Origin of the sequence: Asanoa sp. NPDC049475 (assembly GCF_040676915.1) — a bacterium.
Taxonomy (GTDB): Bacteria; Actinomycetota; Actinomycetes; order Mycobacteriales; family Micromonosporaceae; genus Asanoa.
In genome coordinates this window covers 556,906-581,918 of the sequence record NZ_JBFAPY010000001.1, presented here as the reverse complement: position 1 = coordinate 581,918, position 25,013 = coordinate 556,906, and the positions used below count along the sequence as shown (strand labels likewise).

Genomic DNA, 25,013 nt, shown 5'->3' with positions numbered 1-25,013 from the left:
TCGAATGCCGGACAGCGGTAGGGGGCCGCCGCCGAAGTGTCCCCCATCAGGGCTTTCTGGAAACTATCCTGAGCCCGGCGGATGGAGGTTGGGGCGGATGGCCGACGTGCTAGGCACGGTGACATCGCCCGTGTCCGCTTATCTGCTGCTGCTCGGCCTGCTGATCGTCGACGCGTTCGTGCCCGTCATCCCGACCCAGGCCATCATGATCACGGGCGGCGCGTTGACCGCCTACGGCCATCTCAGCCTGCCGACCACCATCGTGGTCGGCACCGTGGGCGTGATCGTCGGCGACTGGGCGTGCTACCTGTTGGGCCGCTCCACCCATCACCGCACCGGGCTGATCGCCCGGCTGCGCAAGCGGTGCGGCATGCAGACCGACGACGTCGCCAAGGCGGCCGCGCGCACCGGCCGCGCCCGGCAGGCCGCCCGCAAGCTGACCCGCGGGCTGCGCGAGCCCGGCCCGCTGGTCATCCTGATCTGTCGGTTCGTCCCCGGTGGGCGGATGGCCGCCTGCTTCTCCGCCGGCCGCGCCCGCTACCCCTACAAGCACTTCCTGCTCTACCAGGCGCTGGCGGCGGTGGGCTGGGCCACCTACGGCACGCTGGTCGGCCACCTCGGCGGCGCGGCGCTCACGTCGTCGGGCTGGCGCCTGATCGTCGTGGCCGTCGTCGCGGCGGCGGTGTTCGCCGGCGCCGGCTGGGGCCTGGCCATGTGGGGACCGGCCGCGCTCCGCGGCGCCGGCCAGACCGAACCGGCGCCGCTCGAGGTCACTCCGGTTCGTGCAGCATCAGCTGACGCGCCGCCTCAGTGATCGATCCCGACAGCGAGGGATAGATCGTGATGGTGTGGGCGAGCTGGTCGACGGTCATGTTGTTCTCCACCGCCAGGGCGATCGGCAGGATCAGCTCCGACGCCTTCGGCGACACCACGACGCCACCGACCACCTGACCGCTGGCGGGCCGGCAGAACAGCTTGACGAAGCCGTCGCCCAGGTCGGCCATCTTGGCGCGGGCGTTGCCGGCGAGCGTGAGCATCACCTCGCGGGCCGGCACCCGGCCCGCGTCGACGTCGTTCTGGCTGACGCCGACGGTCGCGAGCTCCGGGTCGGTGAACGCGTTCGCGGCCACGGTGCGCAGCCGCAGCGGCTGGACGGCCTCGCCGAGCGCGTGCCACATCGCGATCCGGCCCTGCATCGCCGCGACACTGGCGAGGGCCAGCACGCCGGTGCAGTCGCCGGCCGCGTAGATGCCCGGGACGTTGGTGCGGGAGACCCGGTCGACGGTGACGTAGCCGCCTTTGCCGACCTCCACGCCGTACTCCTCGAGGCCAAGACCCTCGGTGTTCGGCACCGAGCCGACCGCGATCAGGGCGTGTGAGCCGGTGACCGTGCCGCCGCCGCTGAGCTCGACCTCGACTCCGTCGGCGGTGCGGCGGACGGCGTTGCCCCGGGAGTTGTTGAGTATGGTCATCCCCCGCGAGCGGAAGACCCGCTCGATCGCCTGAGCCGCGTCGGCGTCCTCGTGCGGCATCACCCGGTCCCGGCTGGAGACGAGGGTCACCCGCACACCCATCGCCAGGTACGCGCTGGCGAACTCGGCGCCGGTCACCCCGGAGCCGATCACGATCAGGTGCTCGGGCAGCTCGGGCAGGTCGTAGAGCTGACGCCAGTCGAGGATCCGCTCCCCGTCCGGCACCGCGCTGGGCAGCACCCGGGGGGTCGCCCCAGTGGCGATCAGCACAGTGCTCGCATCGACCGAGTACGGGGTGTCACCGCTGCCCGGAGTGATCTCGACACGGTGGGTGTGACCCAACGTGTCAGCACCCAGCCGGGCGGTGCCGGCGACGAAGGTGACGCCCGCCTTGAGGAGCTTGTTGTGGATGTCATTCGACTGGGCCTGTGCGAGATTCTTCACCCGCTCGTTGACGGCCCTGGCATCGACGGTGACCGCGTCGAGGCCACCGGAGTGGACGCCGAAGCGGTCGGTGTCCCGGTAGCCGGTCACCACGTCTGAGCTGGCAATAAAGGTCTTTGAGGGTACGCAGTCCGACAGCACGCAGGCGCCGCCGGCGCCGTCCGCCTCGACCACCGTCACGTCGGCGTCGAGCTGCGCGGCGACCAGTGCTGCTTCGTAACCAGCCGGGCCGCCACCCACGATAACGATTCGTGTCACGTGTCGTATTCTCCACGACCCGCCAACCGGGCTATCGTCATCGCCGTGCGTCATTACGCCGCGTACGGCTCAAACCTTGATCCCGCCCGAATGCGTGCTTACTGTCCGCATTCGCCGATGGTGGGCACCGGCTGGCTGGAAGGCTGGCGACTCACCTTTGCCGGTGAAGACGTCATCGGCTGGGAGGGTGCGGTCACCACGATCGTCGAATCACCGGGCGACCGGGTCTTCGTCGCGCTCTACGACGTGCACCCGTGGGACGCCTCCCAGCTCGACGAGGTCGAGGGGGCTGCCGGGGAGACCTATCGCAAGCTGCACATGCGGGCGGTCACCCTGGACGGCGAGGAGACGGTCTGGGTGTACATCTTCAACGGCTACGAGGGCGGCCTGCCGACCGCGTGGTATCTCTCGGAGATCGCCAACGCGGCCGAGAAGGCCGGCGCCCCGGACGACTACGTGACGGAGCTACGCAGCCGCCCGACCAAGACCTCGTCGCCCGAGGTCTAGGCGCTCTTTATCCGCTGCTCGAAGATGTCCGCCTCGTAGATCGCGGTCATCCCGGCGGCCAGGTAGACGTTGGCGGCACCGGTCGGGCTGGACAGGTCGACCCCGAGCCCGGCCTGGGTGCGCCCCTTCGCCGCGTAGACGGTGAACGCGTGGCGCAGCAGGGCGCCGCCCACGCCGCGCCGGCGGAACTCGCGCAGCACGGCGAGGTTCTTGATCCAGCCCTCGTTCTGCTCGAGCTGCTGGTCGGCCGACATGAGCACGCCCGCGGGCACGCCGTCGACCTCGGCGACGAACCACTCGTCCCAGGAGACCGAGGTCAGCCCGGCGACGTAGGTGCGCCAGGAGTCGTAGTCGCGCGGGTGGTAGTCGTAGGCGTCGCGGAAGCCCGTGTCGTAGATCCGGTGGAACAGCCGCAGGTCTTCGTCGTCGTCGGGCCGGACCAGGCGGATCGTCACGCCTGGCGGCAGGGGCGTCGGGGTGACGCCGTCGAGTGCGCGCCGCATGCGGGCGAAGCGCTTGACGAACTGGAACCCGGCCGCCTGTAGCTCGGCGATGTAGTCGGTCTCCGCCGGCAGCGCGCCGGCCTTGGCGGTCACCTCGGCGAAGCCGCGCTCGGTGGCCCGCTCGGCGACCCGGCGCACCAGCAGGTCGATCAACGGCGCCCGGCTCGGCGCACCGCCGTCGGGGTGCACGTAGACCTCGACGAACTCGTTGTCGCCGCCGTTGTCGTTGTCGATGTAGGCCCAGCCGCCCAGAGCGCCGTCGGGCTGGTAGGCCAACCAGAAGTCGCGCGCCGGGTCGACGTGCGGCGAGGTCAGGGCCGCCTTGATGTCGTCGGCGCCGGTCTCCGGCTCGCCCGTCGCGGCGATGTCGCTCGCCCGCATCAGGTCGAGGATCGCCGGCAGGTCGTCGAGGGTGGGCCGGCGCGTGGTCCAGCCGTCAGGGAACGCCACGCTGGATTTGTCTCACACCCGGTGGCAGCGATGCCAACGAATTAGTCGAGCGCGGCGCGTGCGGGCTCGCTGCCGGGCGGGCGGAGGCCCTTGCGCGCGCTGTCCAGCAGCCCGAGCAGCTCGATCCGCTCCTCGATGGTCAGCGTCGCGTACGCCGACGAGGTGATCCGATCGGTCACGGCCTCCGCCCAGACCCGGCGCCGGAGCAGCGGACCGACACCCGGGTACGGCGGCTGCCAGCCCCACGCCACCGCGCCCGCCTCGCCCTCCGGGCCGGAGATGATCGCCTCGAGCGGGCTGAGCCCACTGGCCCGCACGGCCAGCAGGTGCGCGCCGGCCCGGTGCTCGCGCAACAGGTGCAGCAGCACGGCCGCCTGCGCGCCCAGGTCGTCGTCGGGCACCGGCATGGCCCGCCAGGCCGCGAACAGCGGCAGCGCGGACGCGTCGGCGGCGAGCACGACCCGCTGCGTCAGGTCGACCAGCCGTTCCACCCGTGGGAAGCCGCCGAGCTGTTCGACACCCCACCGGCAGCACTCGGCCAGGTGCACGGCCGCGACCTCGGTGGGTGGCAGCACCCGTCGGGCACCGTCCCAGCCGTCGGCGACGGCCTCGGGCGCGATGAAGCCGAGCGCCGCCGCCACCGTGTCGGACCGCACGTCGCCCAGCGCACCGCCCCGGCCGGCCACGTAGAACGCCCAGCCGGAGAGGCCGAGCTGGCGAGCCCGGCGCAGGGTCCGCGGACACTCGGCGTACGCCCCACCCAGCTCCACGACGGCGTCCCGCGACGCCTGAGCCGTCTGCTCCGGAGTCATGCCCGTGCCTCGCTCCGCGGGTCCCGGCCACTCGGGGTGCTGAGCTGACCGCGCTCGCTCATGAGTCTTCGTCCAGGGCTTCGAGGGCCGCCTCGACGTCGCCGACGCGGCGGCGGGCCTGTGCGGCGGCGCGTTCGGCGGCCTTGCGGGCAGCCCGGAGTTGGCCCAGGGCGGCGTCCGCTTCGGCGCGGGCACGTTCCGCCTCCTGCAACGCCGCTTCGGCCCGCTCGACCGCGGCCTCGCCGTCGGTCTCGGCCTTGCCGGCCTTGTCCAGGTCCTTCGCGGTGCTCTTCTCCGCGGCCCGGGCCGCACCGAGCTCCCGCTCGATCGCCCGCCGGCGCGCCGCCCGCTCGGCGTCGGCCGCGCGTCTGGAGCCGGGTTCCTCACCCTCCTCGACGGGCTCGGGCTGCTCGTCTGTGACGAGGCGCAGGTTGGGCCGGGGCACCTCGCCGAAGCCGGCGTAGCTGGCCGCCCGGACCAGGCGGCCCGAGCGGACCTGCTCGGCGACCTCGGCGTCGGACACGGCGGCGGTCAGCGTCGCCTCGACCTCGGCCGCCGGCAGCTTGCCGCGGCTGCCGGGGTCGGCCTTGGCGGCCAGCGACAGCGCCTCTTTGACCAACGCGCCGACCGCCTCGCGCCGCTGCTTGGTGAGCTCGCGGAGCGCGTCGCCCTTGAGCTGGCGCTGGGCCGAGCGCAACGCGGCGGACAGCTCGACGAGCTGGTCGACGAGCTCGGGGCGGCGGATCGCGAGGAGGTTGACCACCCAGGCGGCGACCGTGGGCTTGCGCAACTTGCCCAGCTGCTTGGCGCGGTCGGTCTGCCCCGCTGCTTTCGCCTCGGCGACCAGTTCGTCACGGGCGGCGACGAAGCCGTCCGGTGGTGCGGAGTAGAGCTCGGCGACCGGGTCAGGCATCGACGCTCGTACCCGGGGCCAGGCGCTGGTAGTCGATCTTCAGTAGGCGTCCGAGGACACCGTCGACGAGCTTGCCGCCGGCGTCGTTGACGATCCCGTCGTGCAGGGCGTACGCGTGGCGGGGCGCGACGGCCCGGACGAAGTCGACCGACTCGCTGATCTTGAGCCAGGGCGCCGACACCGGCACGAAGAGCGTCTCGACGCGGACGCCCTCGGGCACGTCGAACGAGTCGCCGGGGTGGTAGACCGACTCGTTGACCAGGAAGCCGAGGTTGGCGATCCGCGGGATGTCCGGGTGGATCTCGGCGTGCATGCCACCGACCGCGCGCACCGGCACACCGGCGGCCGTGAACGACTGTCCAGTCTCGACGGCCATGACCATGTCGCCCAGCGCCGCGAGCTTGCCGGCGACGTCGGCGTTGGTGTGGATCGTCGCGTTCGGACGCTTGGCCAGGGCGTCGGACACCGCGTCGACGTCGAGGTGGTCGGGGTGCTCGTGGGTGATGAGCACGGCGTCGACTCCGTCGAGCGCGGCCCGTTCGCTGAACCCTCCCGGATCGATGACCAGCACGGCACCGTCCTGCTCGATGCGTACACAGGAATGGCCAAATTTGGTCAGTCGCATCTCGTGACCCCCTGGCTGCCGAATCGTGATGTCCCCTGGCGAGTCTGCCGGAACCGGCGCGCGCACGCTGCGCGTCTGACCGACGAACTCGGACACGACTCGGAGGGGACAGATATGGGCAGCGTACGACGGAGGCGGACACTGGCCGCGCTGGCGGCCGGTGGGCTCGCGGCCGGTTTGGCGTTGGCCGGCTGCGGCGGCGGGGCCGATTCGGGCACCAGCAGCAACGTCGCGGAGCCGATGACCGCTAGCGGCGGGGACGTCGCCCGCGATCAGGCGCAGTCCGACGGCGGCGGCGGGGCGCCGAACCAGGAGAAGGCGGCCGCGGAGGCGCCGGCGGCGGGGGCACCCAACCAGGCACAGGCCGGAGCCGGCGATGTGGATCTCGCCGTCGACCAGCGCCAGATCATCTACACCGGTTCGATCATGGTCCGGGTGGAGAACGTGGAGCGCACCGCGGCCGAGATCACCTCGCTGGTCGCCGGCGCGGGTGGCTTCATCGGTGGTGACAAGCGCACCGACGACGGCGGCCGGTCCGAGGCGGTGCTGACCCTGCGGGTGCCGGCACCCCGGTTCACCTCCGTCGTCGACGAGATCGCCAAGAAGGGCACCGACGACCGGCGCGAGATCAGCACCCAGGACGTCACCGAGGAGGTCGTCGACCTCGACGCCCGGATCACCACCCAGCGCGCGAGGGTCGAGAGTGCCCGGCGGCTGCTCGGCCAGGCGAAGACGATCAACGACCTGGTCTCGCTGGAGAACGAGCTCGGCCGGCGCGAGGCGGACCTGGCGTCGCTGGAGGGGAAGAAGCGCCGGCTGTCCGACCTGACCGCGCTGTCGACGATCACGGCGACCTTGCTCGGCCCGGAGGCGCAGGCGCCACCACCGCCGCCGGACGACGACAACACCGGCTTCCTGGCCGGCCTGCGCGGTGGCTGGGACGCGTTCACCGCCACCCTGGGTGTCGCACTGACCGTCCTGGGCGCGCTGGTGCCGTGGCTCGTCCTGGCCGGGCTGGGCCTGCTGGTCTTCGTCTACGTGCGTCGCCGGCGTCCCCGGCCCGCGGCGGCGCTGGCCGGGCCGGCGATACCGACCCAGGCCACGGCGGCCGAGGAAACGGAAAAGATCTAGAACGTGCCGGCGGCGAGGGCGGCCAGGGCGGTGTGCACCATGACGCGCACGCCGTAGCCGATGGCCTTCTCGTCGACGTCGAAGGTCGACTGGTGGATGTCGGGCTTGACCTCCGCGCCCTGCGGCGTGGTGCCGAGCCGGATCATCGCGCCGGGCACCTGCTCGAGATAGAAGGCGAAGTCTTCGCCACCCATGCTGATCTCGGCCTCGACCACCCGGTCGGGGCCGAGCGCGGCACCGGCCGCCCCGGCGACCACCGCGGTGGCCATCCGGTCGTTGATCACCGGTGGCACGCCGCGCGTGTATTTCACCTCGACCTCGGCGCCGGTCGCGGCGACCACGTCGTGGATCAGCTTGGTGATCAGCTCGGGCGCCTCGCGCCAGGCCTCGCGGTTGAGGATCCGGACGGTGCCCTTGAGGTTGGCGACCGCGGGGATCGCGTTGTAGGCCTCGCCGGAGTGTGCGCGGCCCCAGACCATGGAGACTCCCGCGCGGGCGTCCACCCGGCGGTCGAGCAGCGACGGCACGTCGACGATCACGCGGCCCATCGCGTGCACCAGGTCGGTGGTCAGGTGCGGGCGGGCGGTGTGGCCACCCCGGCCGCGCAGGTTGACCTCGATCGTGTCGGCGGCGGCGGTGAACGGGCCGGAGCGCACGCCGACCAGGCCGACCGGAAGCTGCGGGGCGCAGTGGAGCGCGTAGATCGCCGCGACGTCCTTGAGCCCGCCGGCCGAGATCACCTCGGGCGCACCCGACGGGATGCACTCCTCGCCGGGCTGGAACAGCAGCCGGACCCGGCCGGGCAGCTCGTCGCGCTCGGCGAGCTGGGCCAGCGCGAGACCGGTGCCGAGCAGGATGGTGGTGTGCACGTCGTGTCCGCAGGCGTGCGCGACACCGTCGACGGTGGACCGGTAGGGCACGTCCTTGCCGTCCGGCAGGGGCAGCGCGTCGAGGTCCGCGCGCAGCGCGATCACCCGGTCACCCTCGCCCACGTCGCAGATCACGCCGTTGCCCTTGGGCAGCAGGCGCGGCGTCAGGCCGGCGACGGCCAGCTCCCGCGCGACCAGGGACGCCGTCTCGAACTCCTGGTGGGAGAGCTCCGGGTGGGAGTGGATGTGACGACGTACGGCTACGAGCTCGGCGCCCCGGGCAGCCAGCCAGCGGTCCAGCTGACCTGGGAGGGGGTCGGCGCCAGGCGGTGTTTCAGGCCATGAGGACGCCATCGGGCTGCTGTTGGAAGGCAGCGTTAACGCACTCGTCACGTGAAAATCTCGATCACTCTGGGCGGAATGGGACTTGGCTAGCCTAGACCTCCGACGGTGACGCTGCGCAACATCATTATGGTGATGATCAGATCGCGCAGTGTCACGAATGCCCTGGTAGGAGCCCTCGTCGAGCGGTGGGGATGAGTCGGCGGTCGCCTTGAAACCTGCCAACTGTCCCACACCTCCTACAACGCGTGATGGTGGCGGCGGACACGGCCACGCCGCTGGATCGCTCAGGAAATCCGGTTATCTGACGTCAATCTACCCGCCGGATGGTCACCTTGCCGGGTGAGGCGACTTACGCTGACACGTTCCGGGGACTCGGAGCCGCACAGCGGGTGCGCCAGATCTTCATTGCTGTGCGTAACCGCACGCTGTCCCTGCGAGGTTAACGCACCGTAACAAGACTTGGGGTCAGAACCGCTCGACCGGGTGGTAGACCCCCCATACCTCGCGAAGGGCGTTGCAAACCTCCCCCACTGTGGCGTACGCGCGCAACGCCTCCCGCATCGGGTAAAGCACGTTGTCGGTGCCCTGCGCCGCGCGCTTGAGCTGGGCCAACGCCGCCTCGACCGCGGCGCCGTCCCGGGACTCCCGGATCGCGGCCAGCCGCTTCGCCTGGGCCGCCTCGATCGCCGGGTCGACCCGCAGCGGCTCGTACGGCTCCTCCTCGGCGATCTTGAAGCGGTTGAGCCCGACCACGACCCGCTCGCCGCTGTCGATCTCCTGCGCGACCCGGTACGCCGAGGTCTCGATCTCGTTCTTCTGGAAGCCCGCCTCGATCGCGTCGACCGAGGAGCCGTAGCCCGCGACCTGCTCCATCAGGGCCAGCGCGCCGGCCTCGATCTCGTCGGTCATCGCCTCGACGACGTACGAGCCGGCGAACGGGTCGACGGTCGCGGTCAGGTCGGTCTCGTAGGCGAGCACCTGCTGGGTGCGCAGGGCCAGCCGCGCCGCCTTCTCGGTCGGCAGGGCGATCGCCTCGTCGTACGAGTTGGTGTGCAGCGACTGCGTGCCGCCCAACACCGCGCCCAGCCCCTGCACGGCTACCCGGACCAGGTTGACCTCGGGCTGCTGGGCGGTGAGCTGCACGCCGGCCGTCTGCGTGTGGAACCGCAGCATCATCGACTTCGGGTCCCGCGCGCCGAACTCCTCGCGCATCAGTCTGGCCCAGATCCGGCGGGCCGCACGGAACTTCGCGACCTCCTCGAGCAGCGTGGTGCGGGCGACGAAGAAGAACGACAGGCGGGGCGCGAAGTCGTCGACCGCGAGGCCGGCAGCGATCGCGGCGCGTACGTAGTCGACGCCGTTGGCCAGCGTGAACGCGATCTCCTGCGTGGGCGTCGCGCCGGCCTCCGCCATGTGGTAGCCCGAGATGGAAATGGTGTTCCATTTCGGCACCTCGGCCCGGCAGTACGCGAAGGTGTCCGCGACCAGCCGCAACGACGGCTTCGGAGGGAAGATGTACGTGCCCCGCGCGATATATTCCTTCAGGATGTCGTTCTGGATCGTGCCGTTGAGCGCGCTCCCAGGAATGCCGGCTTCTTCCGCGACGAGCTGGTAGAGCAGCAACAGCACCGAACCCGGCGCGTTGATCGTCATGGACGTCGACACCTTGTCGAGCGGGATGCCGTCGAACAGGGTCTTCATGTCGGCCAGCGAGTCGATCGCGACGCCGACCTTGCCGACCTCGCCGTGCGCGACCGGGTCGTCGGAGTCGTAGCCCATCTGGGTCGGCAGGTCGAACGCCACCGACAGGCCCATCGTGCCGTGCTCGAGCAGCTGGTGATAGCGGGCGTTGGACTCGGTCGCGGTGCCGAAGCCCGCGTACTGGCGCATCGTCCACGGGCGCGACGTGTACATCGTCGGATAGACGCCGCGCGTATACGGGTACTCGCCCGGACGGCCCGTCCGCTTGTCGATATCGCCGGGAAGGTCTGACTGGTCGTAGACCGGCTTGACCGGAAAACCCGACTCGGTCTTTCGCTGCGCCATTAACGAATCCTAAGGCTCGCGGACTTCCGCCACCGTGAGGCATCGGGCACAGACGGTTCGGGTCTTTAGCACCCAACGTCGATGATCCATCACAACAGGTGATGCGGTTTCCCTTATCGGGCCGCCTCCCCCAAGATAGGGAGGTTGGTAACTGGCCCTCGACCCCCCGGCGGCTTTTCAGTGACTCAGATTCCGACGTGGAGCGGCTCCGCCACCTCCGGATCCAACAACAACGGCCCCGCGGGTACGGCGGTCTCGGGCGGCCGCGCCGCTCCCGGCACGATGATCGGTGGTCGCTACTCCCTCCGCGCGGCCGTCGGCCACGGCGGCATGGGCACCGTCTGGCGTGCCAACGACGTCCTGCTGCGCCGCGACGTGGCCGTCAAGGAGGTCGTGCTCCCGCCGGGCCTCGCGCCCAGCGACCGCGACTCCATGTACGAGCGGACGATGCGCGAGGCCCGCGCCGCGGCGGCGCTCCAACATCCGTCGGTCGTGCAGGTCTACGACGTCGTCCAGGAGAACGGTCGACCGTGGATCGTCATGGAGCTGCTCGACGCGCGCAGCCTCGCCGACATGGTGATCGAGGACGGCCCGGTCGCACCCCGCGCGGTCGCGAAGATCGGCATCGCGCTGCTCGGCGCGCTGGAGATCGCCCACGCCAACGGCGTGCTGCACCGTGACGTCAAGCCGGCCAACGTGCTCATCTGTTCCGACGGTCGCTGCGTGCTCACCGACTTCGGTGTCGCCCGGATGCCCACCGACGTGCAGCTCACGACGCCGGGCATGGTGCTCGGCTCGCCGCACTTCATCTCGCCCGAGCGGGCCATGGGCCAGGACTTCGGCCCGCCCAGCGACCTGTTCTCGCTCGGCGTGACGCTCTACACCGCGATCGAGGGTCGCCCGCCGTTCGACCGGGGCGACCCGATCGAGACGATGCACGCGGTCGTCGAGGACCCGCCGGCACCGACCAGCCGCGCCGGCGTGCTCAACGACGTGCTGATGGGTCTGTTGGAGAAGGACCCGGCCCGCCGGTTCGACGCCAACACCTCGCGCGGCATGCTCCGCGAGCTGCTGGCCGGCCCGTTGGTCAGCAAGGCGCCGGTGCACATGATGACCGACCCGTACGCGGTCGTGCCGGCTCAGCGGTCTCCCTGGCAGCCACCCGCTCCGGTGCCCGCTCAGGATCGCCCGAGCGGGCAGATCGGCGGCCGGGCGATGCTGGCGCCGGGCGAGTCGCTGACCGACCGGCTGGGAGCCGGCCCGGGCGGCCCGGTGCCGCCGTCCCACGCTCCGCTCCAGGCTCCGACCGGCCAGATGCCCGCGCCGACCTGGGGTCCGCCTCCGGCACCGCCGTCCGGCGGGTCGCTCGGCGGTCTCAAGCGCCGCGGTGGCGACCTGGTCGAGACCGTCAAGGGCTGGCCGCGCAAGGTCCAGCTCGGTGTCGCCGGCGGCCTCGCGGTCGTGCTGATCCTGATTGGGTTCGTCGCGTTCAACGGCGGCGGCGACGAGTCGACCGGCGACACCACACCCGTCCAGGCCGGCGGGTCGACCGGGGCGCCGGCCGCGGCGGACTTCCCCACCCAGAAGCACTCCGAGCGTGGGGTCTCCGTCAACGTGCCGAAGGGCTGGAAGAAGGCCGGCGGCGGGAAGTCGGTCTACTTCGACTACGTCGATCCGGACGACTCTGGCCGCAAGGTGCGCATCCTCGTCGAAACGGTCAGCACGAAGGCCACGCCGACCGGCTTCCTCCAGGCCGCGGAGCGCGGGCTCAAGGGCAACAGCAAGTCGTGCCCGAAGCCTTACGAGCGGGTCGACCTGCGTGACGGCGAGATCGGCGGGCGGGTCTCCAGTGAGCTGGAATACACCTGCGGCGGCGACTCGAACCGGCACGGCGTCTGGGGCGCGGTGGTCAAGGACGGGAAGGCGTACTCGTTCTTCCTGACCAGCACCGAAGACCGGTTCGCCGCGAGCAAGCCGATCTTCGACGAGATGGTCCGGTCGTTCGAGCTCACCTGATCCCGTCGGTGCCACGCGGGGCGACACGTGCTATCAAAACGGGATGACTGAGCTCGACGACCTGGAGGCCCGTGCGCGGGCGTGGCTGGCCGACGACCCCGACGAGACGAGCCGCGCCGAGCTGGCCCGGGTGCTCGACGGGCTGCCCGGCACCGCCGCCGATCTGGCCGACCGGTTCGCCGGGCCGCTGACCTTCGGCACCGCCGGGCTGCGCGGCCCGCTGCGGGCCGGACCGAACGGGATGAACCTCGCCGTCGTCACCCAGGCGGCGGCCGGCCTCGTCGCCTGGCTCGCCGCCCGCGGTGCGTCGGGTCCGCTGGTCATCGGGTACGACGCACGGCACGGCTCGCGGGACTTCGCCGAGCGGACCGCCCGGGTCGCGACCGGTGCCGGGCGGGAGGCGCTGCTGCTGCCGCATCCCCTGCCGACGCCGGTGCTGGCGTACGCGGTGCGCAAGCTGGGCGCGGCGGCGGGCGTGATGGTGACCGCCAGCCACAACCCGCCGCAGGACAACGGCTACAAGGTCTACCTGGGTGCCTCGCTGGGTGGTTCGCTCGGCGCCGGTGCGCAGATCGTGCCGCCCGCCGACGCCGAGATCTCGGCCGCCATCGCTTCGGTGGGCGCGCTGTCCTCCGTACCCCTGGGCTCGCTCGGTGTGGTTCTCGACGAGGACATCGTCGAGTCCTATGTGGAAGCCGCCGCCCAGGTCGTCGACCCGGACGGGCCGCGTGACCTCGCGGTGGCCTACACCCCGCTGCACGGCGTCGGTGCCCGGGTGCTCGCGGCGGCGTTCGCGCGGGCCGGGTTCGCGCGGCCGCACGAGGTGGCCGAGCAGGCCGAGCCCGACCCGCTCTTTCCGACCGTCGCGTTCCCCAACCCGGAGGAGCCCGGGGCGATCGACCGCGTGATCGAGCTCGCGACGGTGACCGGCGCGGACATCGCCATCGCCAACGACCCCGACGCCGACCGGTGCGCGGTCGCGATCCCCGGCCCGAACGGCTGGCGGATGCTGCGTGGTGACGAGGTGGGGGTGCTGCTCGCCGACCACCTGCAGCGGCGCGGGGTGACCGGGCGCTATGCCACCACGATCGTCTCGTCGTCGCTGCTGTCGCAGCTGTGCGCGCGGCGGGAGGTGCCCTACGGTGCGACGCTGACGGGCTTCAAATGGATCGTGCGGGCCGGGGACGATCTGGCGTTCGGCTACGAGGAGGCGCTCGGTTACTGCGTGGCGCCCTCGCTGGTCCGGGACAAGGACGGCATCACCGCGGCGCTGCTGGTGGCCGAGCTCGCGGCGGGGTTGAAGGCCTCGCTGCGGACGATCGGCGACCGGCTCGACGAACTCGCCGCCGAGTTCGGGGTCTACGCCACCGACCAGCTCTCCGTCCGGGTCGACGACCTGTCGGAGATCGACACGGCGATGGCCTACATCCGCACCAAGACCCCCGGCTCGTTGCTCGACGATCCGGTGATCTCGGTCGAGGACCTGGCGCCCGCGAACGACGTGCTGATTCTGCGCACCGAGTCCGCCCGGGTGGTGGTCCGGCCGTCGGGCACCGAGCCCAAGCTGAAGGCGTACCTGGAGGTGGTCGAGCCCGTCGTCGACGGCGACGTGGCGGCGGCGCGCGAGCGGGCGTCGGCCTCGGTCCGCGCCCTGCGCACGGAGACGGCGGCGTCCCTCGGGATCTGGTGACTGTTACTTGGTGCGCCAGACCCAGGCTCCGCCGACGTCGTCGGGAATCTCGCCGGTCAGCTCGATCACCAGTTGCCTCAGCTGGCCGGCGTTGGCCTCGGTCTGGGGCAGCACCAGCGCGTCGGCGCGCCAGAAGGCCAGGTCGTCCTCGAACTTGGCGCGGGTCTCGTCGGTGACCGACGGCAGGTCGCCGGTGCGGCTGGTCTGGTCGAACAGGGCGCCGGTGAACCGGGTGGGCGCGTTGAAGATGGCCCGGTTGTCGCTGCCCTCGGTGGCCGGGCCGAGGAAGTACCCGCCGGCGATGGCGAACCCGATCTGCGCCTGCGCGGCCCAGCGCATGCCGTCGAGGTAGATGTTGTCGGTGACCGGCACGAAGACCAGGCTGCGGTCGTCGGCGGCGTAGCCGCGCCAGAGGTCCTGGGTGACGAACGCCGGGGTCCTCGGGACGTCGACCGTCGGGATCTGCCGCGGCGCCAACGGGACCAGCGCGCCCAGCATCGCGGCGACGGTCAGGCCTTGGATGGCGATCGCTTTGGGTTTTGTGGTTTTTCGGGCGATTCTTAGGGCTTTGTCGGCGCCGAGCGCGAGGAGACCGGCGGCGACCGGCACCACGATCAGCGAGAGCCGCGTCGGCACGACCGAGTTGAAGACGGGCAGGTTCTCCAGCCAGCGCCACGGGCCTTCGACGCCGGTGCCGTCCTGGTCGATCATGATCTCCGGGCCGAGGGAGAGGGCACCGAAGACGAAGGCGGTGACGACCAGCGCCCAGGTCGTCCTCCTCTTCCAGGTGAGCGCGACGGCGACCACGCAGGTGATCAGCAGGGGCCAGCCGAGGAAGCTGTTCTCCTCGGCCGGGCCCTGGGTGAGCCGCTCGGCGGTCTCGGTGCTGCCGGCGATCGAGAGCCGGGCGAAGGCCGGGTAGGCGGCGAGGTCGGTGCTGACGTCCTTGACCGCGGTGGGCACGCCCCGGTAGCTCTGCGGGCCGAAGAACTGCACCCAGAGGGGGTACGCGAGCAGGGCGCCGGCGGTGACGACCGCGACGGCGAGGCCGCCGAGGAAGCTGGGGATCTTGGGCTTGCTCTCGCGGGGCTTGAAGGCGACGTAGCAGAGGACGAAGACGAACAGCCCGAGGGCGGTGTAGAGCAGGACCTCCTCGTTCACGAAGGCCTGGTAGGTGACGAGGAGGCCGAGCCAGATCCCGCGCCTTACCGCGCGACCCGGTCTCCCCATCCTGATGACGGCGACGACGAGCCAGGGGACGACGAACTGGGCGGTCCAGTTGACGTGCCCTTGGGCGTGGCTGATCAGCCCAGGAGCGAACCCACAGAGGGCACCGGCCGCGAACGCCACGAGCCGGTTGTCGACGAGGTGGCGGCTGAACACCCAGTACCAGCCGAACGCCGTGCCGGCGAGCCCGATCACGAGGAGCACCGCGAAGGCGGTCTGCGGCCCCCAGAGCAGGGTGATCGGCGACATGGGAATACCGAGCCCGAGCACGGAGGTGTTGGCCATGAGATTGACGCCGTCGGGCATGTTGAGCGACTTGGTGGTGAAGGGGTAGATCCCGTGCTCAGCCACCTGCGCACCGTGCGCCAGGACCCACTGGAAGAAGACGTGGTCCTGCGGATTGACGGCGGGGGTGGCGGTGCTGAGATCTCCCCAGAACTGCCCGGTGACCGCGAAGGCGGCGCCGAGATAGAGCACAGCCGCGCCGACGGTGACGACCAGGGCGACCCAGGTGGGCCGCTCGAACCGCTGCGCCCCAGCCGACGGTCCGGTCTGATCGCTGACGGCAGAGGCCACGGTTTCACAGCGTAGTGGCGCGGTAGCGCTACGACGCCATCTTCGCCGCTGCACACAGCGAGTTGGCAGCCCCGGTTGCCGCGCATCCCTGCCGCCGTCGGCGGCTCCCCTCACCCCAGGCGGCCAGGGTCAGCATGGTGCGGCGGCTACCGGAGTTGCCGCGCACGAACCTGACGGTCCGCACCCGCAGCCCCACCCATGCCCCGCGCGACGCGGCTGCCCGCCACGGACCGCGAACCGCGAAATGCGGCCGTCTGCCCCAGGCCGCCCGGGCTCGGCGCGACGCGGCCACCAGTCGCGGACCGCACGAGCCTGGAAATGGGACTACCCCCGCGGCGGGTCGTCAGGAGCCGCCCGGTGCGGACTAGTGGGTGACCGGGCGGGGGGTGCCCAGGGCCGCCTGGATGGCCTTGCCCAGGGCGATCACGACGAGGGCGACCGACGGGCGGACCGTCGACTGGTCGAGGCCGACGCCGCCCGAGAAGCCGGCGCCGCTGGCGATGCGCTCGAGCTTTTCGTGAGCCGTCGCGGCCTCGTCGCCGGTCAGGCCCAGGGCGGCCTCCATGCGGCTGGCCGCGATCAGCGTCGCCAGGGCGGCGGTGCGCTCGTCGGGGGCGCCCTCGCCGGACAGCGCGGCGGCGAGGCGGGCGCGCGTCTCGTTCTCCACGGTCGCGTCGACCGACGGGTAGCGGTGGACGTGGATGAACTCGAGCTCGACCTCGTCGACGTCGCGGATCACGCCCCGGCCGACCAGGTCGGAAAGGACCCGGTCGCGCAGGCCGTGGCGGAGCCGCTGGACCCAGGAGGCCGGGGTGTGCGGCACGTTCGACTCGATCTTGGCAAGGACTTCGTCGGCCACCGGCACGCCTGTCGGTGTCGCGTCGACCACCACGATGTTGCCGTCCGCGTACGCGATCCGGCCCGCGAGGGCCAACTCCACCAGCACTGCCGCGGCCATGCCGAGGTCGAGCCCGATCCGCGAACCGGTCGCCTTCCCGGACTCGTTGTCGTAGGCGAGCAGCAGAAGCTCCTCGGCGATCGGAACAGTGGTCATGGCCCGGAACGGTAGCCGCTTCGCGCCCGCGCCGCACTCACCGGTCGCCCATGCGTCAAAAACGGGGCATTCCGCCGAACTGGCGGTCACCCGCGTCACCTAGGCCAGGGACGATGTACTTCTTGTGGTTGAGCTCGTCGTCGATCGACGCCGTGACGAGGCGCAGCGGCAACCCGGAGCGCTCCAGGCGGGCAATGCCCTCGGGGGCGGCTAGGACGCAGATCACCGTGATGTCGGTGCAGCCGCGGTCGGCGAGCAGCCGGCAGCAGTGCTCCAGCGAGCCGCCGGTGGCCAGCATCGGGTCGAGCACGAGCACCGGGATGCCGCTCAGGTCGGCCGGCAACGACTCCAGGTAGGCGCGGGGCTCGAAGGTCTCCTCGTCGCGGGCCAGGCCGACGAAGCCCATCGACGACTCCGGTAGCAGCGCCAGGGCGGAGTCGGCCATGCCCAGACCGGCGCGTAGGACCGGCACCAGCAGCGGCGGGTTGGCCAGCCGGGTGCCCTGGGTCGGGGCGACCGGGGTCTCGATGGGGTACTGCTCGATCGGGAAGGCGCGCGCGGCCTCGTACACCAGCATGGTGGTGAGCTCGTGCAGCGCTGCCCGGAAGCTGCCGGGCTCGGTGCCCACTTCCCGCATCGCCGTCAGGCGGCTCTGCGCGAGGGGATGATTCACAACTTGTACGTCCACGGTTGGTCAAGGTACCGGTCGCTCGTGATCTGTGGGCAGGCCTGTGGATAGCGCCCCACCTGTGGATAACTCATCGCGCCCGCACCGCACCCGTACACTCGTCCGCATGACAGCGACGACGGCGTCGGACCTGTCCTCGGTAACAAGCTCCGACGCGGCCCTTCGGGCATTTTTGCACGGTCTGCCCGGGGTCGATCAGGTTGGCGCGGAACAACGCGCCGCGATGCTCGGCACCCGGTCGATCAAGACGACCGCCAAGGCATGGGCGATCGATCTGGCGATCCGCATGGTCGACCTGACCACGCTGGAGGGCGCCGACACCCCCGGCAAGGTGCGCGCGCTCTGCGCGAAGGCCCGGCGGCCCGACCCGGCCGACCCGACCTGCCCGCCGGTGGCCGCGATCTGCGTCTACCCGGCGATGGTCCCGGTGGCCACGGAGGCACTGGCCGGCTCCGGCATCCACACGGCGAGCGTGGCGACGGCCTTCCCCTCCGGCCAGGCGCCGCTCGAGGTCAAGCTCGCCGACACCAAGGCCGCCGTCGCGGCCGGCGCCGACGAGATCGACATGGTGATCAACCGGGGTGCCTTCCTGTCCGGTCGCTACCTCGAGGTCTACGAGGAGATCGCGGCGGTCAAGCAGGCCTGCGGCCCGGCTCACCTCAAGGTCATCCTCGAGACCGGCGAGCTGTCGACCTACGACAACGTCCGCCGCGCCTCCTGGATCGGCATGCTGGCCGGTGGCGACTTCATCAAGACCTCGACCGGCAAGGTCCCAGTCGCGGCGACGCTGCCCGTGACGCTCGTGATGCTCGAGGCGGTGCGCGACTTCCGTGACCTGACCGGGCGCCAGGTCGGCGTCAAGCCGGCCGGTGGCATCCGCACCACCAAGGACGCGATCAAATACCTGGTGCTGGTCAACGAGACCGCCGGTGACGACTGGCTCGATCCCGACTGGTTCCGGTTCGGCGCCTCGACGCTGCTCAACGACCTGCTCATGCAGCGCACCAAGCTCACGACCGGCGTCTACGCCGGTCCCGACTACTTCACGCTGGACTGACGATGTTCGAATACGCCCCCGCCCCCGAATCCCGCGCGGTCGTCGACATCAAGCCGTCCTACGGCCTGTTCGTCGACGGCGCCTTCGTCGACCCCGCCGACGGTGCGTCCTTCAAGACGATCAACCCGGCCTCCGAAGAGGTCCTCTCCGAGGTCGCCGAGGCCGGTCCCGCCGACGTCGACCGCGCGGTCGCAGCCGCGCGGGAGGCCTACGACAAGGTCTGGTCCCGGATGCCGGGTCGTGACCGCGCCAAATACCTCTACCGGATCGCCCGGATCATCCAGGAGCGCGGCCGCGAGCTGGCCGTGCTGGAGTCGCTCGACAACGGCAAGCCGATCCGCGAGTCCCGCGACGTCGACATCCCGCTGGTCGCGGCGCACTTCTTCTACTACGCCGGCTGGGCGGACAAGCTCTCGCACGCCGGGTTCGGCCCGGCGCCGCGTCCGCTCGGCGTCGCCGCTCAGGTCATCCCCTGGAACTTCCCGTTGCTCATGCTCGCGTGGAAGATCGCGCCCGCGCTCGCGGCCGGCAACACGGTGGTGCTCAAGCCGGCGGAGACCACACCGCTGACCGCGTTGCTGTTCGCCGAGATCTGTCAGCAGGCCGACCTGCCGCCGGGCGTCGTCAACATCGTCACCGGCGCCGGCGAGACGGGCCGCGCCCTGGTCGAGCACGCGGGCGTCGACAAGATCGCGTTCACCGGCTCGACCGAGGTCGGCAAGGCGATCGCGCGTTCGGTGGCCGGCTCCCGCAAGAAGGTCACGCTCGAGCTCGGTGGCAAGGCCGCCAACGTGGTCTTCGAAGACGCGCCCATCGACCAGGCCGTCGAGGGCATCGTCAACGGCATCTTCTTCAACCAGGGTCACGTGTGCTGCGCGGGTTCGCGGCTGCTGGTCCAGGAGTCGGTCTACGAGCCCGTGCTCGCCTCGCTCAAGCGGCGGATGGCGCGGCTGCGGGTCGGTGACCCGCTCGACAAGAACACCGACATCGGCGCGATCAACTCGGCCGCGCAGCTCGAGCGGATCCGCACGCTGTCCGACATCGGCGGCGAAGAGGGTGCCGAGCGCTGGTCCCCGCCGTGCGACCTGCCCGAGCACGGCTTCTGGTTCGCGCCGACCATCTTCACCGGCGTCACCCAGGCCCACCGCATCGCCCGCGAGGAGATCTTCGGCCCGGTGCTGTCGGTGCTGACGTTCCGCACGCCCGCCGAGGCGGTCGAGAAGGCCAACAACACGCCTTACGGTCTGTCCGCCGGCGTCTGGACCGACAAGGGCTCCCGGATCCTCTGGATGGCCGACCGGCTGCGCGCCGGGGTGGTCTGGGCCAACACCTTCAACAAGTTCGACCCGACGTCGCCGTTCGGCGGCTACAAGGAGTCCGGCTACGGTCGCGAGGGCGGCCGCCACGGGCTGGAGGCATACCTCGATGTCTGACGCACGCGTGGCGGTCCGCAAGACCTACAAACTGTTCATCGGCGGCAAGTTCCCGCGCAGCGAGTCGGGCCGCTCCTACATCGCACAGGACGCCAACGTGGCCCTGGCCTCCCGCAAGGACGTCCGCGACGCGGTCGTCGCCGCCCGGGCCGCGGTGAAGGGCTGGTCGGGAGCGACCGCCTACAACCGCGGCCAGATCCTCTACCGCGTGGCCGAGATGCTCGAAGGCCGCCGCGACCAGTTCATCGGCCTGGGCCTGCCCGCCGCCGAGGTGGACGAGGCGATCGACCGCTGGGTCTGGTACGCGGGCTGGTCCGACAAGATCAGCCAGGTCTACGGCGGCGCGAACCCCGTCGCCGGCCCGTACTTCAACCTGTCGTCGCCCGAGCCGACCGGCGTCGTCGGCCTGGTCACGCCGCCGTCGTTCCTCGGCCTGGTCAGCGTCATCGCCCCGGCCATCGTCACCGGCAACACGGTGATCGCCCTGGCCGCACACGACGCCCCGCTGGCAGCGGTGACACTCGCCGAGGTCCTGGCCACCTCCGACCTGCCGGGCGGCGTCGTCAACGTCCTGACCGGCGACCCGGCCGAAACCGCGCCGTGGCTGGCCGCCCACATGGACGTCAACGCCATCGACCTGGCCGGCGTCACCGACCAGGCCTTGGCCACGTCGCTGGAGGAAGCCGCCGCCGGCAACCTCAAGCGCGTCATCCGCCCACCCGCGTCGACCCCCAACTGGTCCGACGACCCAGGCCTGGCCCGCATGACGGCCTTCCTGGAAACCAAGACGGTCTGGCACCCGAAGGGCATCTGACGGGATCGGCATCGCCCGCACCCGGATGTGGCGACCTGCCACATCCGGGGGTTGGTCGCCACGACTAAGTCCTTTCCATGCCGCGGGCACGCCGCGCGCTGGTCAAGTCGCTCCCGCTCCACGTGGAGAGCGCCCACGAGCTGCGCCGCCTCACCACATCCCATGGTCCGGCGCATGCGCCAAGACGCGCCGGTCGGGCGCACGTCCGGCGGCATGCGCCAAGACTCACCGCCCAGGCGCACGTTCCACGGCATACGCCAAGACCCACCGCCCAGGCGCACGTCCCGCGACATGCGCCAACACCCACCAGCCGGGCGCATGCCCCGCCGGCCTGCGCTAGGACCCGCCGGTCGGGCGACACCCCGTCAAGGCTCCGGCGATTCCGTCGGAAGCCCTCGCGCACGGTGGTCGTCCGTTTTGGGTCGTCGTCTTGTTCGTAGGCGACGTAGTCGGTGCCGGACGACGGTTGGCGCCACGTCGCCGTCCGCGTAGAGGACCATCCAATCCTTGGCTGCCATCAACAACCACCTCCCGGGTCACCCGGAAGCTATCGGCTGCCACCGACAGAAACCGCGCGTTCTCGGGCCGCATTGATCTCGGGTGCGTGTTCTACCGCCCACTCGCCGAGGGCGATGACCAAGGGCAACAGTGAGCGGCCGAGGTCGGTCAGGGCATACTCCACCCGTTGTGGAGTCTCGCGACGGCTCACCAGGCCGTCGCTCACCAGAGCTCGCAGCGTGCGGGTCAGGATCCGCCGGCTCAGGCCGTGGATGGCGCGGTCTAGCTCGTTGAAGCCGTACGGACGCTCGCGCAGCAGCGCCAGGACCAGCACGCTCCATTTCTCGCCTACCCGACGCAGCACCTCTGTCGCCGCGCAGGCGCCGCGGTCGGTCGGTGTGACGGGAAGCGGCAGTAGCGGTGACATCAATGTGCCTTCTTTCCGACGACCGCGGACGATGCCCAGGATCGAGTATGCGCACAGTGGTGATCGCGGGTGGGACACGTGGCATCGGCGGGGCTCTCGCGGCCCGGCTCCGGGCGGCCGGCGACCGGGTGATCGCGCTCGGCAGCGCCGACGCCGACCTGACCTCGGTCCGTCAGACAACAGACCTGATCACGCGCCTCCCCGACCGGGTCGACGCGCTGGTGCTGTCGGCGGGCCGCTTCGACCAGCGGCGGGTGGTGACCGCCGAAGGATTGGAGCAGACCTTCGCGATCGGCGTGCTGAGCCGTTACCTGCTGGCCGAGCGACTGCGGCCAGCGCTGGCGGCCTCGGCGAAGCCGGTTGTCATCAACCTGAGCGGCACGGGCGGGATCAGGGCCGGCCGGATCCACTGGGACGACCTCCAACTCACCCAGGGCTACACGATGTTCAAGGCGACCATGCAGGGCGCCCGGGCCAACGACCTGCTCGGCATCGCCTTCGCGGCCAAACGAAGTCGCATCCGGTACGTGCTCTACAACCCGCTGCTCGTCAACAGCGGCATGCACCGCCAGCTCCGGCAACCCCTCCGCACGTTGGTGGGCGCGGCAGCCGCGAGCTTCGGAGCCACAGTGGACAACGCCGCGAAGCCCTTGGTCGACCTGCTGGCCGATCCTCCCGACGCACCCCTGACCGCGCTGCGCCGCGGAAAGCCGGTGTCGTTGGCGCGCGCCGAGTTCGATCCCGCGGCGGCGGCACGCCTCGAAGCCGTCCTCACGGACCTGGCGTCAGGGGTGTAGCTTTCCCGGGCGCGACAGGGAAGGCGGAAACACATGGAGATCACCGAGGCGTTGGCGACGGACGCGGGCATGTGGGGGATGTGGTCGCCCACGGCCTTCCACGACGTCGTGGACTACGAGACCTGGGAAGACGCGCTCCTGGAGGACGAGGACATCCTCCGGCACGTCGTCGCCGGGGCCTTCGTTCCGATCAACATCGGCGGTGACGGCGCCTACCAGTTCGTCGCCCGGGTCGGTTCCGCGTCGGTGCCGGCGAGATTGACGGAGCGGGAGAGCGCGTACTCCCTCGTGGTCTCGGATCCTTATCTCTTCGTCGCCACCGCCGGCGCGGTCATCAGCGGCCTCGAGCACGTGGGTGACGACCCGGACATCGGCCTGCGGATCCCGCTCGAGCCGGGCCGCTGGCAGGTGACCGTCGCCCTGGTCGACTGGACCGCCGAACCGGGTGCGCAGGACGACGACGGCGAGCCCAAACCGGGCGCCCTGCCGGACTTCGTGGTGCTAGTCAACCCCGACCCCGGCACCGGCGTCGGCTACCGGGCGAAGCTCGACACCTTCGACCGGTCCACGGAGGAAGAGGATCAGAGCCTCGTCCACTCCGAGGAGTAGTCGTCGTCGACGAAGCGCAGGGTGTCACCGAAGCAGACGTACGGATCGTGTCCGTTGACGAGGTCCAGATCGACGGAGTCACGCAAGCTGCTGCCGCGGTAGAGCTTGACCTTGCCCGTGCCCTTGCTGCCGCTGACGTACTCCTGCCCGCCTCTGTGGTAGATGTTGGCCGTCACCGTGCCAGTGATGCGCTCTGTCCACTTCGCACCGTCGACGGTCGCCGTCCAGACGGCGTTCTTCCATTCGACCGTGACGCTCCCGTCGGCCTGGTACGTCATGATCACACCGGCACCGCCCGTGAAGAGCGTGTCATTTCCGTTGATCTTCAACGTCTGCTGGCTGCGGGTGGACCGCCAGCGGCCCACGACGCAGGGATCGACGGGCGCGGCCGAGGGCGTAGGTGTCGGAGGCCGCTCATCGCGGCTGGACGACGAGGGCGACACCGCCGCGACGTTGCGGCCGACGCTGGGCTCGTTCGAACCCGACAATGGAACGACGGCCACCGCCGCCGCGGCCGCCAGGACCACCAGACCCGAAAGCAGCGCGACCCGGTGGCGACGGGCGCCCGGTCGGACGACGCCTGACGGCTCTGTCCCGGTCGAAGCTGGGACGGACGCCGCCCGTACGCTGCCCTCCGCGACCACCAGCTCCGGCTGCTCGACCAGAATCGGCACGACCGAGAAGGCCCGGTGCAGCGCGGTACTCACGGCCGGCATCCGGCTCGACCCACCCGTCAGGTAGATGGCGGCGACATCCGAAGCGACGACCCCGGCGGTCTCGATCGCGGCCCGCGTCGACTCGACAGTGCCGGCCAACAACGGTGCCGCCAGCTCGTCGAGCTCTTCCCGGCCCAGCGTCACGTCGGCGTCGAGCAACGGCACGTGCAGCAGCGCGGAGGTGGCCCGGGACAACATCTCCTTGGCCGTACGCGCGTTCTCCCACAACTGACGGCCGGCTCGCCGATCAGCGGCGGACGAAGGATTGACCAGCCGCTCCCAGACCTCGGGCGAGGACCGGCCGACCGTCTCACCGAGTCGCCGCACGATGGCGGCGTCGAGGTCGAGGCCGCCGCAGTCGTCCCGGCCCTCGGTGGCCAGAACCTCGAAACCACCGACCCCGTGGCGCACCACCGACACGTCGAACGTCCCGGCGCCGAAGTCGTAGACGACCGCGCACCGCCCCGCCGGCACGGCCTGACTGGCCACACCGGCGAACAGGTTGGCCGCCGCCACCGGCTCCGCGACCAGCTCGACGAGCGAGAACACCCGCTCGGCGGCTTCCGCCAGCACGCGCCGCCGTTCGCTGCCCCAGGCCGCCGGAAAGCTCAGCGTCACCGACGTCACGGGCTCGCCCGCTATCCGCGCCGCCTCCTGGCCGACGCGCGCCAGGGTGGCCGCGATCAGTTCGGCAACCGGCACCTCGCGATCGCCGAGCAGGACGGCGCCGTCGCCGATGCGCTGCTTGGGAAAGGGCTCGAACGCCGCCGGTACGGACAACGCCGTGTGCCACGCGTCGCGGCCGACCAGCAGCCGGCCGGTGCCGTCCAGGCAAACCCCGCTGGGCAGCAGCGGCGAACCGTCGAACAACACGGTCCGGGGCTCCCGCCCCGCCTGGGCCAACGCGGCGACCGTGTTGGACGTGCCGTAATCGATGCCCAACCGCACGCCGTCGCCAGCCACGGGACAACGGTAATCGATGATTACCAACAGGATCGAGGGCGAGAAAACGTCAGACCCTCTTCCTAGTATCACC

At 71.0% G+C, this 25,013-nt stretch carries 22 protein-coding genes; 10 read left to right on the top strand and 12 right to left on the bottom strand.

Going from position 1 to position 25,013, the window contains the following annotated elements; genetic code table 11:
• Window positions 1–97 precede the first annotated feature (97 nt).
• Window positions 98–814, top strand: a complete 717-nt coding sequence (locus AB0J88_RS02780; RefSeq protein ID WP_364355680.1) for a VTT domain-containing protein — start codon at window positions 98–100, stop codon at window positions 812–814.
• Here the strand turns inward: AB0J88_RS02780 and AB0J88_RS02775 are convergent.
• Window positions 771–2,174 carry an NAD(P)H-quinone dehydrogenase gene (locus tag AB0J88_RS02775; protein ID WP_364355683.1) on the bottom strand — a complete coding sequence of 468 codons (1,404 nt, stop codon included), beginning with the start codon at window positions 2,172–2,174 and terminating at the stop codon, window positions 771–773. The genes AB0J88_RS02780 and AB0J88_RS02775 overlap by 44 nt on opposite strands.
• Before the next feature lie 45 nt (window positions 2,175–2,219).
• Here AB0J88_RS02775 and AB0J88_RS02770 point away from each other — a divergent pair, with 45 nt between their 5' ends.
• Window positions 2,220–2,681 carry a gamma-glutamylcyclotransferase family protein gene (locus AB0J88_RS02770; protein ID WP_364355686.1) on the top strand — a complete coding sequence of 154 codons (462 nt, stop codon included), beginning with the start codon at window positions 2,220–2,222 and terminating at the stop codon, window positions 2,679–2,681.
• Here AB0J88_RS02770 and AB0J88_RS02765 read toward each other — a convergent pair.
• From AB0J88_RS02765 to AB0J88_RS02750, 4 genes are read right to left on the bottom strand one after another with little or no spacing between them, the layout of a single operon-like run.
• Window positions 2,678–3,634 carry a GNAT family N-acetyltransferase gene (locus AB0J88_RS02765; protein WP_364355689.1) on the bottom strand — a complete coding sequence of 319 codons (957 nt, stop codon included), beginning with the start codon at window positions 3,632–3,634 and terminating at the stop codon, window positions 2,678–2,680. The genes AB0J88_RS02770 and AB0J88_RS02765 overlap by 4 nt on opposite strands.
• 41 nt (window positions 3,635–3,675) lie before the next feature.
• Entirely contained in the window at window positions 3,676–4,446 is a 771-nt protein-coding gene (locus tag AB0J88_RS02760) for a hypothetical protein (RefSeq protein ID WP_364355692.1), read from the bottom strand.
• A gap of 58 nt (window positions 4,447–4,504) precedes the next feature.
• Window positions 4,505–5,359 carry a hypothetical protein gene (locus tag AB0J88_RS02755; protein ID WP_364355695.1) on the bottom strand — a complete coding sequence of 285 codons (855 nt, stop codon included), beginning with the start codon at window positions 5,357–5,359 and terminating at the stop codon, window positions 4,505–4,507.
• Complete coding sequence (locus AB0J88_RS02750; RefSeq protein WP_364355698.1) at window positions 5,352–5,984, bottom strand: MBL fold metallo-hydrolase; 633 nt, start codon at window positions 5,982–5,984, stop codon at window positions 5,352–5,354. Before AB0J88_RS02750 ends, AB0J88_RS02755 begins: the two co-directional genes overlap by 8 nt.
• Window positions 5,985–6,098: 114 nt before the next feature.
• Between AB0J88_RS02750 and AB0J88_RS02745 the strand changes: the two genes are divergently transcribed.
• Window positions 6,099–7,115, top strand: a complete 1,017-nt coding sequence (locus AB0J88_RS02745) for a DUF4349 domain-containing protein (RefSeq protein WP_364355701.1) — start codon at window positions 6,099–6,101, stop codon at window positions 7,113–7,115.
• Here the strand turns inward: AB0J88_RS02745 and AB0J88_RS02740 are convergent.
• Both AB0J88_RS02740 and AB0J88_RS02735 read right to left on the bottom strand, forming a co-directional pair.
• Entirely contained in the window at window positions 7,112–8,377 is a 1,266-nt protein-coding gene (locus tag AB0J88_RS02740; RefSeq protein WP_364355704.1) for an amidohydrolase, read from the bottom strand. The genes AB0J88_RS02745 and AB0J88_RS02740 overlap by 4 nt on opposite strands.
• Window positions 8,378–8,794: 417 nt before the next feature.
• Window positions 8,795–10,375, bottom strand: coding sequence for a methylmalonyl-CoA mutase family protein (locus AB0J88_RS02735; protein WP_364355707.1), 1,581 nt, complete (start codon window positions 10,373–10,375; stop codon window positions 8,795–8,797).
• A gap of 180 nt (window positions 10,376–10,555) precedes the next feature.
• On the opposite strand from AB0J88_RS02735, the gene AB0J88_RS02730 reads away from it, so the two are divergent.
• Together AB0J88_RS02730 and AB0J88_RS02725 are read left to right on the top strand one after the other, a co-directional pair.
• On the top strand, window positions 10,556–12,391 hold the full coding sequence (locus tag AB0J88_RS02730; RefSeq protein WP_364355710.1) for a serine/threonine-protein kinase: 1,836 nt from the start codon (window positions 10,556–10,558) through the stop codon (window positions 12,389–12,391).
• A gap of 43 nt (window positions 12,392–12,434) precedes the next feature.
• Window positions 12,435–14,081, top strand: a complete 1,647-nt coding sequence (locus AB0J88_RS02725) for a phospho-sugar mutase (RefSeq protein ID WP_364355713.1) — start codon at window positions 12,435–12,437, stop codon at window positions 14,079–14,081.
• A gap of 3 nt (window positions 14,082–14,084) precedes the next feature.
• Here the strand turns inward: AB0J88_RS02725 and AB0J88_RS02720 are convergent, their stop codons facing one another.
• The 3 genes from AB0J88_RS02720 to upp all read right to left on the bottom strand — a co-directional run bounded on the left by AB0J88_RS02720 (window position 14,085) and on the right by upp (window position 17,626).
• Window positions 14,085–15,884, bottom strand: coding sequence for a hypothetical protein (locus AB0J88_RS02720; protein WP_364355716.1), 1,800 nt, complete (start codon window positions 15,882–15,884; stop codon window positions 14,085–14,087).
• A gap of 364 nt (window positions 15,885–16,248) precedes the next feature.
• Window positions 16,249–16,938, bottom strand: coding sequence for a GPP34 family phosphoprotein (locus AB0J88_RS02715; protein ID WP_364355719.1), 690 nt, complete (start codon window positions 16,936–16,938; stop codon window positions 16,249–16,251).
• Between the two features lie 55 nt (window positions 16,939–16,993).
• Window positions 16,994–17,626, bottom strand: a complete 633-nt coding sequence (upp, locus tag AB0J88_RS02710) for a uracil phosphoribosyltransferase (RefSeq protein WP_364355722.1) — start codon at window positions 17,624–17,626, stop codon at window positions 16,994–16,996.
• A gap of 106 nt (window positions 17,627–17,732) precedes the next feature.
• On the opposite strand from upp, the gene deoC reads away from it, so the two are divergent.
• From deoC to AB0J88_RS02695, 3 genes are read left to right on the top strand one after another with little or no spacing between them, the layout of a single operon-like run.
• Window positions 17,733–18,683 carry a deoxyribose-phosphate aldolase gene (gene deoC, locus AB0J88_RS02705; protein ID WP_364355725.1) on the top strand — a complete coding sequence of 317 codons (951 nt, stop codon included), beginning with the start codon at window positions 17,733–17,735 and terminating at the stop codon, window positions 18,681–18,683.
• 2 nt (window positions 18,684–18,685) lie between these two features.
• Window positions 18,686–20,116: an aldehyde dehydrogenase family protein gene (locus tag AB0J88_RS02700; protein ID WP_364355728.1), complete on the top strand. Its 1,431-nt coding sequence runs from the start codon at window positions 18,686–18,688 to the stop codon at window positions 20,114–20,116.
• On the top strand, window positions 20,109–20,930 hold the full coding sequence (locus tag AB0J88_RS02695) for an aldehyde dehydrogenase family protein (protein ID WP_364355731.1): 822 nt from the start codon (window positions 20,109–20,111) through the stop codon (window positions 20,928–20,930). The genes AB0J88_RS02700 and AB0J88_RS02695 overlap by 8 nt, the downstream gene beginning before the upstream one ends.
• 547 nt (window positions 20,931–21,477) lie before the next feature.
• On the opposite strand, the gene AB0J88_RS02690 is transcribed toward AB0J88_RS02695, so the two are convergent.
• Window positions 21,478–21,855 carry a helix-turn-helix domain-containing protein gene (locus tag AB0J88_RS02690; protein ID WP_364355734.1) on the bottom strand — a complete coding sequence of 126 codons (378 nt, stop codon included), beginning with the start codon at window positions 21,853–21,855 and terminating at the stop codon, window positions 21,478–21,480.
• 47 nt (window positions 21,856–21,902) lie between these two features.
• Between AB0J88_RS02690 and AB0J88_RS02685 the strand changes: the two genes are divergently transcribed.
• Both AB0J88_RS02685 and AB0J88_RS02680 read left to right on the top strand, forming a co-directional pair.
• Window positions 21,903–22,652 carry a short-chain dehydrogenase gene (locus tag AB0J88_RS02685; protein ID WP_364355737.1) on the top strand — a complete coding sequence of 250 codons (750 nt, stop codon included), beginning with the start codon at window positions 21,903–21,905 and terminating at the stop codon, window positions 22,650–22,652.
• 33 nt (window positions 22,653–22,685) lie between these two features.
• A complete protein-coding gene (locus tag AB0J88_RS02680; RefSeq protein ID WP_364355740.1) occupies window positions 22,686–23,261 on the top strand; it encodes a hypothetical protein in 576 nt (191 codons plus the stop codon).
• On the opposite strand, the gene AB0J88_RS02675 is transcribed toward AB0J88_RS02680, so the two are convergent.
• Window positions 23,234–24,940, bottom strand: coding sequence for an Hsp70 family protein (locus AB0J88_RS02675; RefSeq protein WP_364355743.1), 1,707 nt, complete (start codon window positions 24,938–24,940; stop codon window positions 23,234–23,236). The genes AB0J88_RS02680 and AB0J88_RS02675 overlap by 28 nt on opposite strands.
• Window positions 24,941–25,013 lie beyond the last annotated feature (73 nt).

Coding starts and splice junctions, on each gene's coding strand:
- AB0J88_RS02715 (WP_364355719.1), bottom strand. CDS start 16,938: ATGACCACTGTTCCGATCGCCGAGGAGCTTCTGCTGCTCGCCTACGAC.
- AB0J88_RS02725 (WP_364355713.1), top strand. CDS start 12,435: ATGACTGAGCTCGACGACCTGGAGGCCCGTGCGCGGGCGTGGCTGGCC.
- AB0J88_RS02780 (WP_364355680.1), top strand. CDS start 98: ATGGCCGACGTGCTAGGCACGGTGACATCGCCCGTGTCCGCTTATCTG.
- AB0J88_RS02755 (WP_364355695.1), bottom strand. CDS start 5,359: ATGCCTGACCCGGTCGCCGAGCTCTACTCCGCACCACCGGACGGCTTC.
- AB0J88_RS02750 (WP_364355698.1), bottom strand. CDS start 5,984: ATGCGACTGACCAAATTTGGCCATTCCTGTGTACGCATCGAGCAGGAC.
- AB0J88_RS02695 (WP_364355731.1), top strand. CDS start 20,109: ATGTCTGACGCACGCGTGGCGGTCCGCAAGACCTACAAACTGTTCATC.
- AB0J88_RS02680 (WP_364355740.1), top strand. CDS start 22,686: ATGGAGATCACCGAGGCGTTGGCGACGGACGCGGGCATGTGGGGGATG.
- AB0J88_RS02700 (WP_364355728.1), top strand. CDS start 18,686: ATGTTCGAATACGCCCCCGCCCCCGAATCCCGCGCGGTCGTCGACATC.
- AB0J88_RS02690 (WP_364355734.1), bottom strand. CDS start 21,855: ATGTCACCGCTACTGCCGCTTCCCGTCACACCGACCGACCGCGGCGCC.
- AB0J88_RS02735 (WP_364355707.1), bottom strand. CDS start 10,375: ATGGCGCAGCGAAAGACCGAGTCGGGTTTTCCGGTCAAGCCGGTCTAC.
- AB0J88_RS02685 (WP_364355737.1), top strand. CDS start 21,903: ATGCGCACAGTGGTGATCGCGGGTGGGACACGTGGCATCGGCGGGGCT.
- AB0J88_RS02745 (WP_364355701.1), top strand. CDS start 6,099: ATGGGCAGCGTACGACGGAGGCGGACACTGGCCGCGCTGGCGGCCGGT.
- deoC (WP_364355725.1), top strand. CDS start 17,733: ATGACAGCGACGACGGCGTCGGACCTGTCCTCGGTAACAAGCTCCGAC.
- AB0J88_RS02760 (WP_364355692.1), bottom strand. CDS start 4,446: ATGACTCCGGAGCAGACGGCTCAGGCGTCGCGGGACGCCGTCGTGGAG.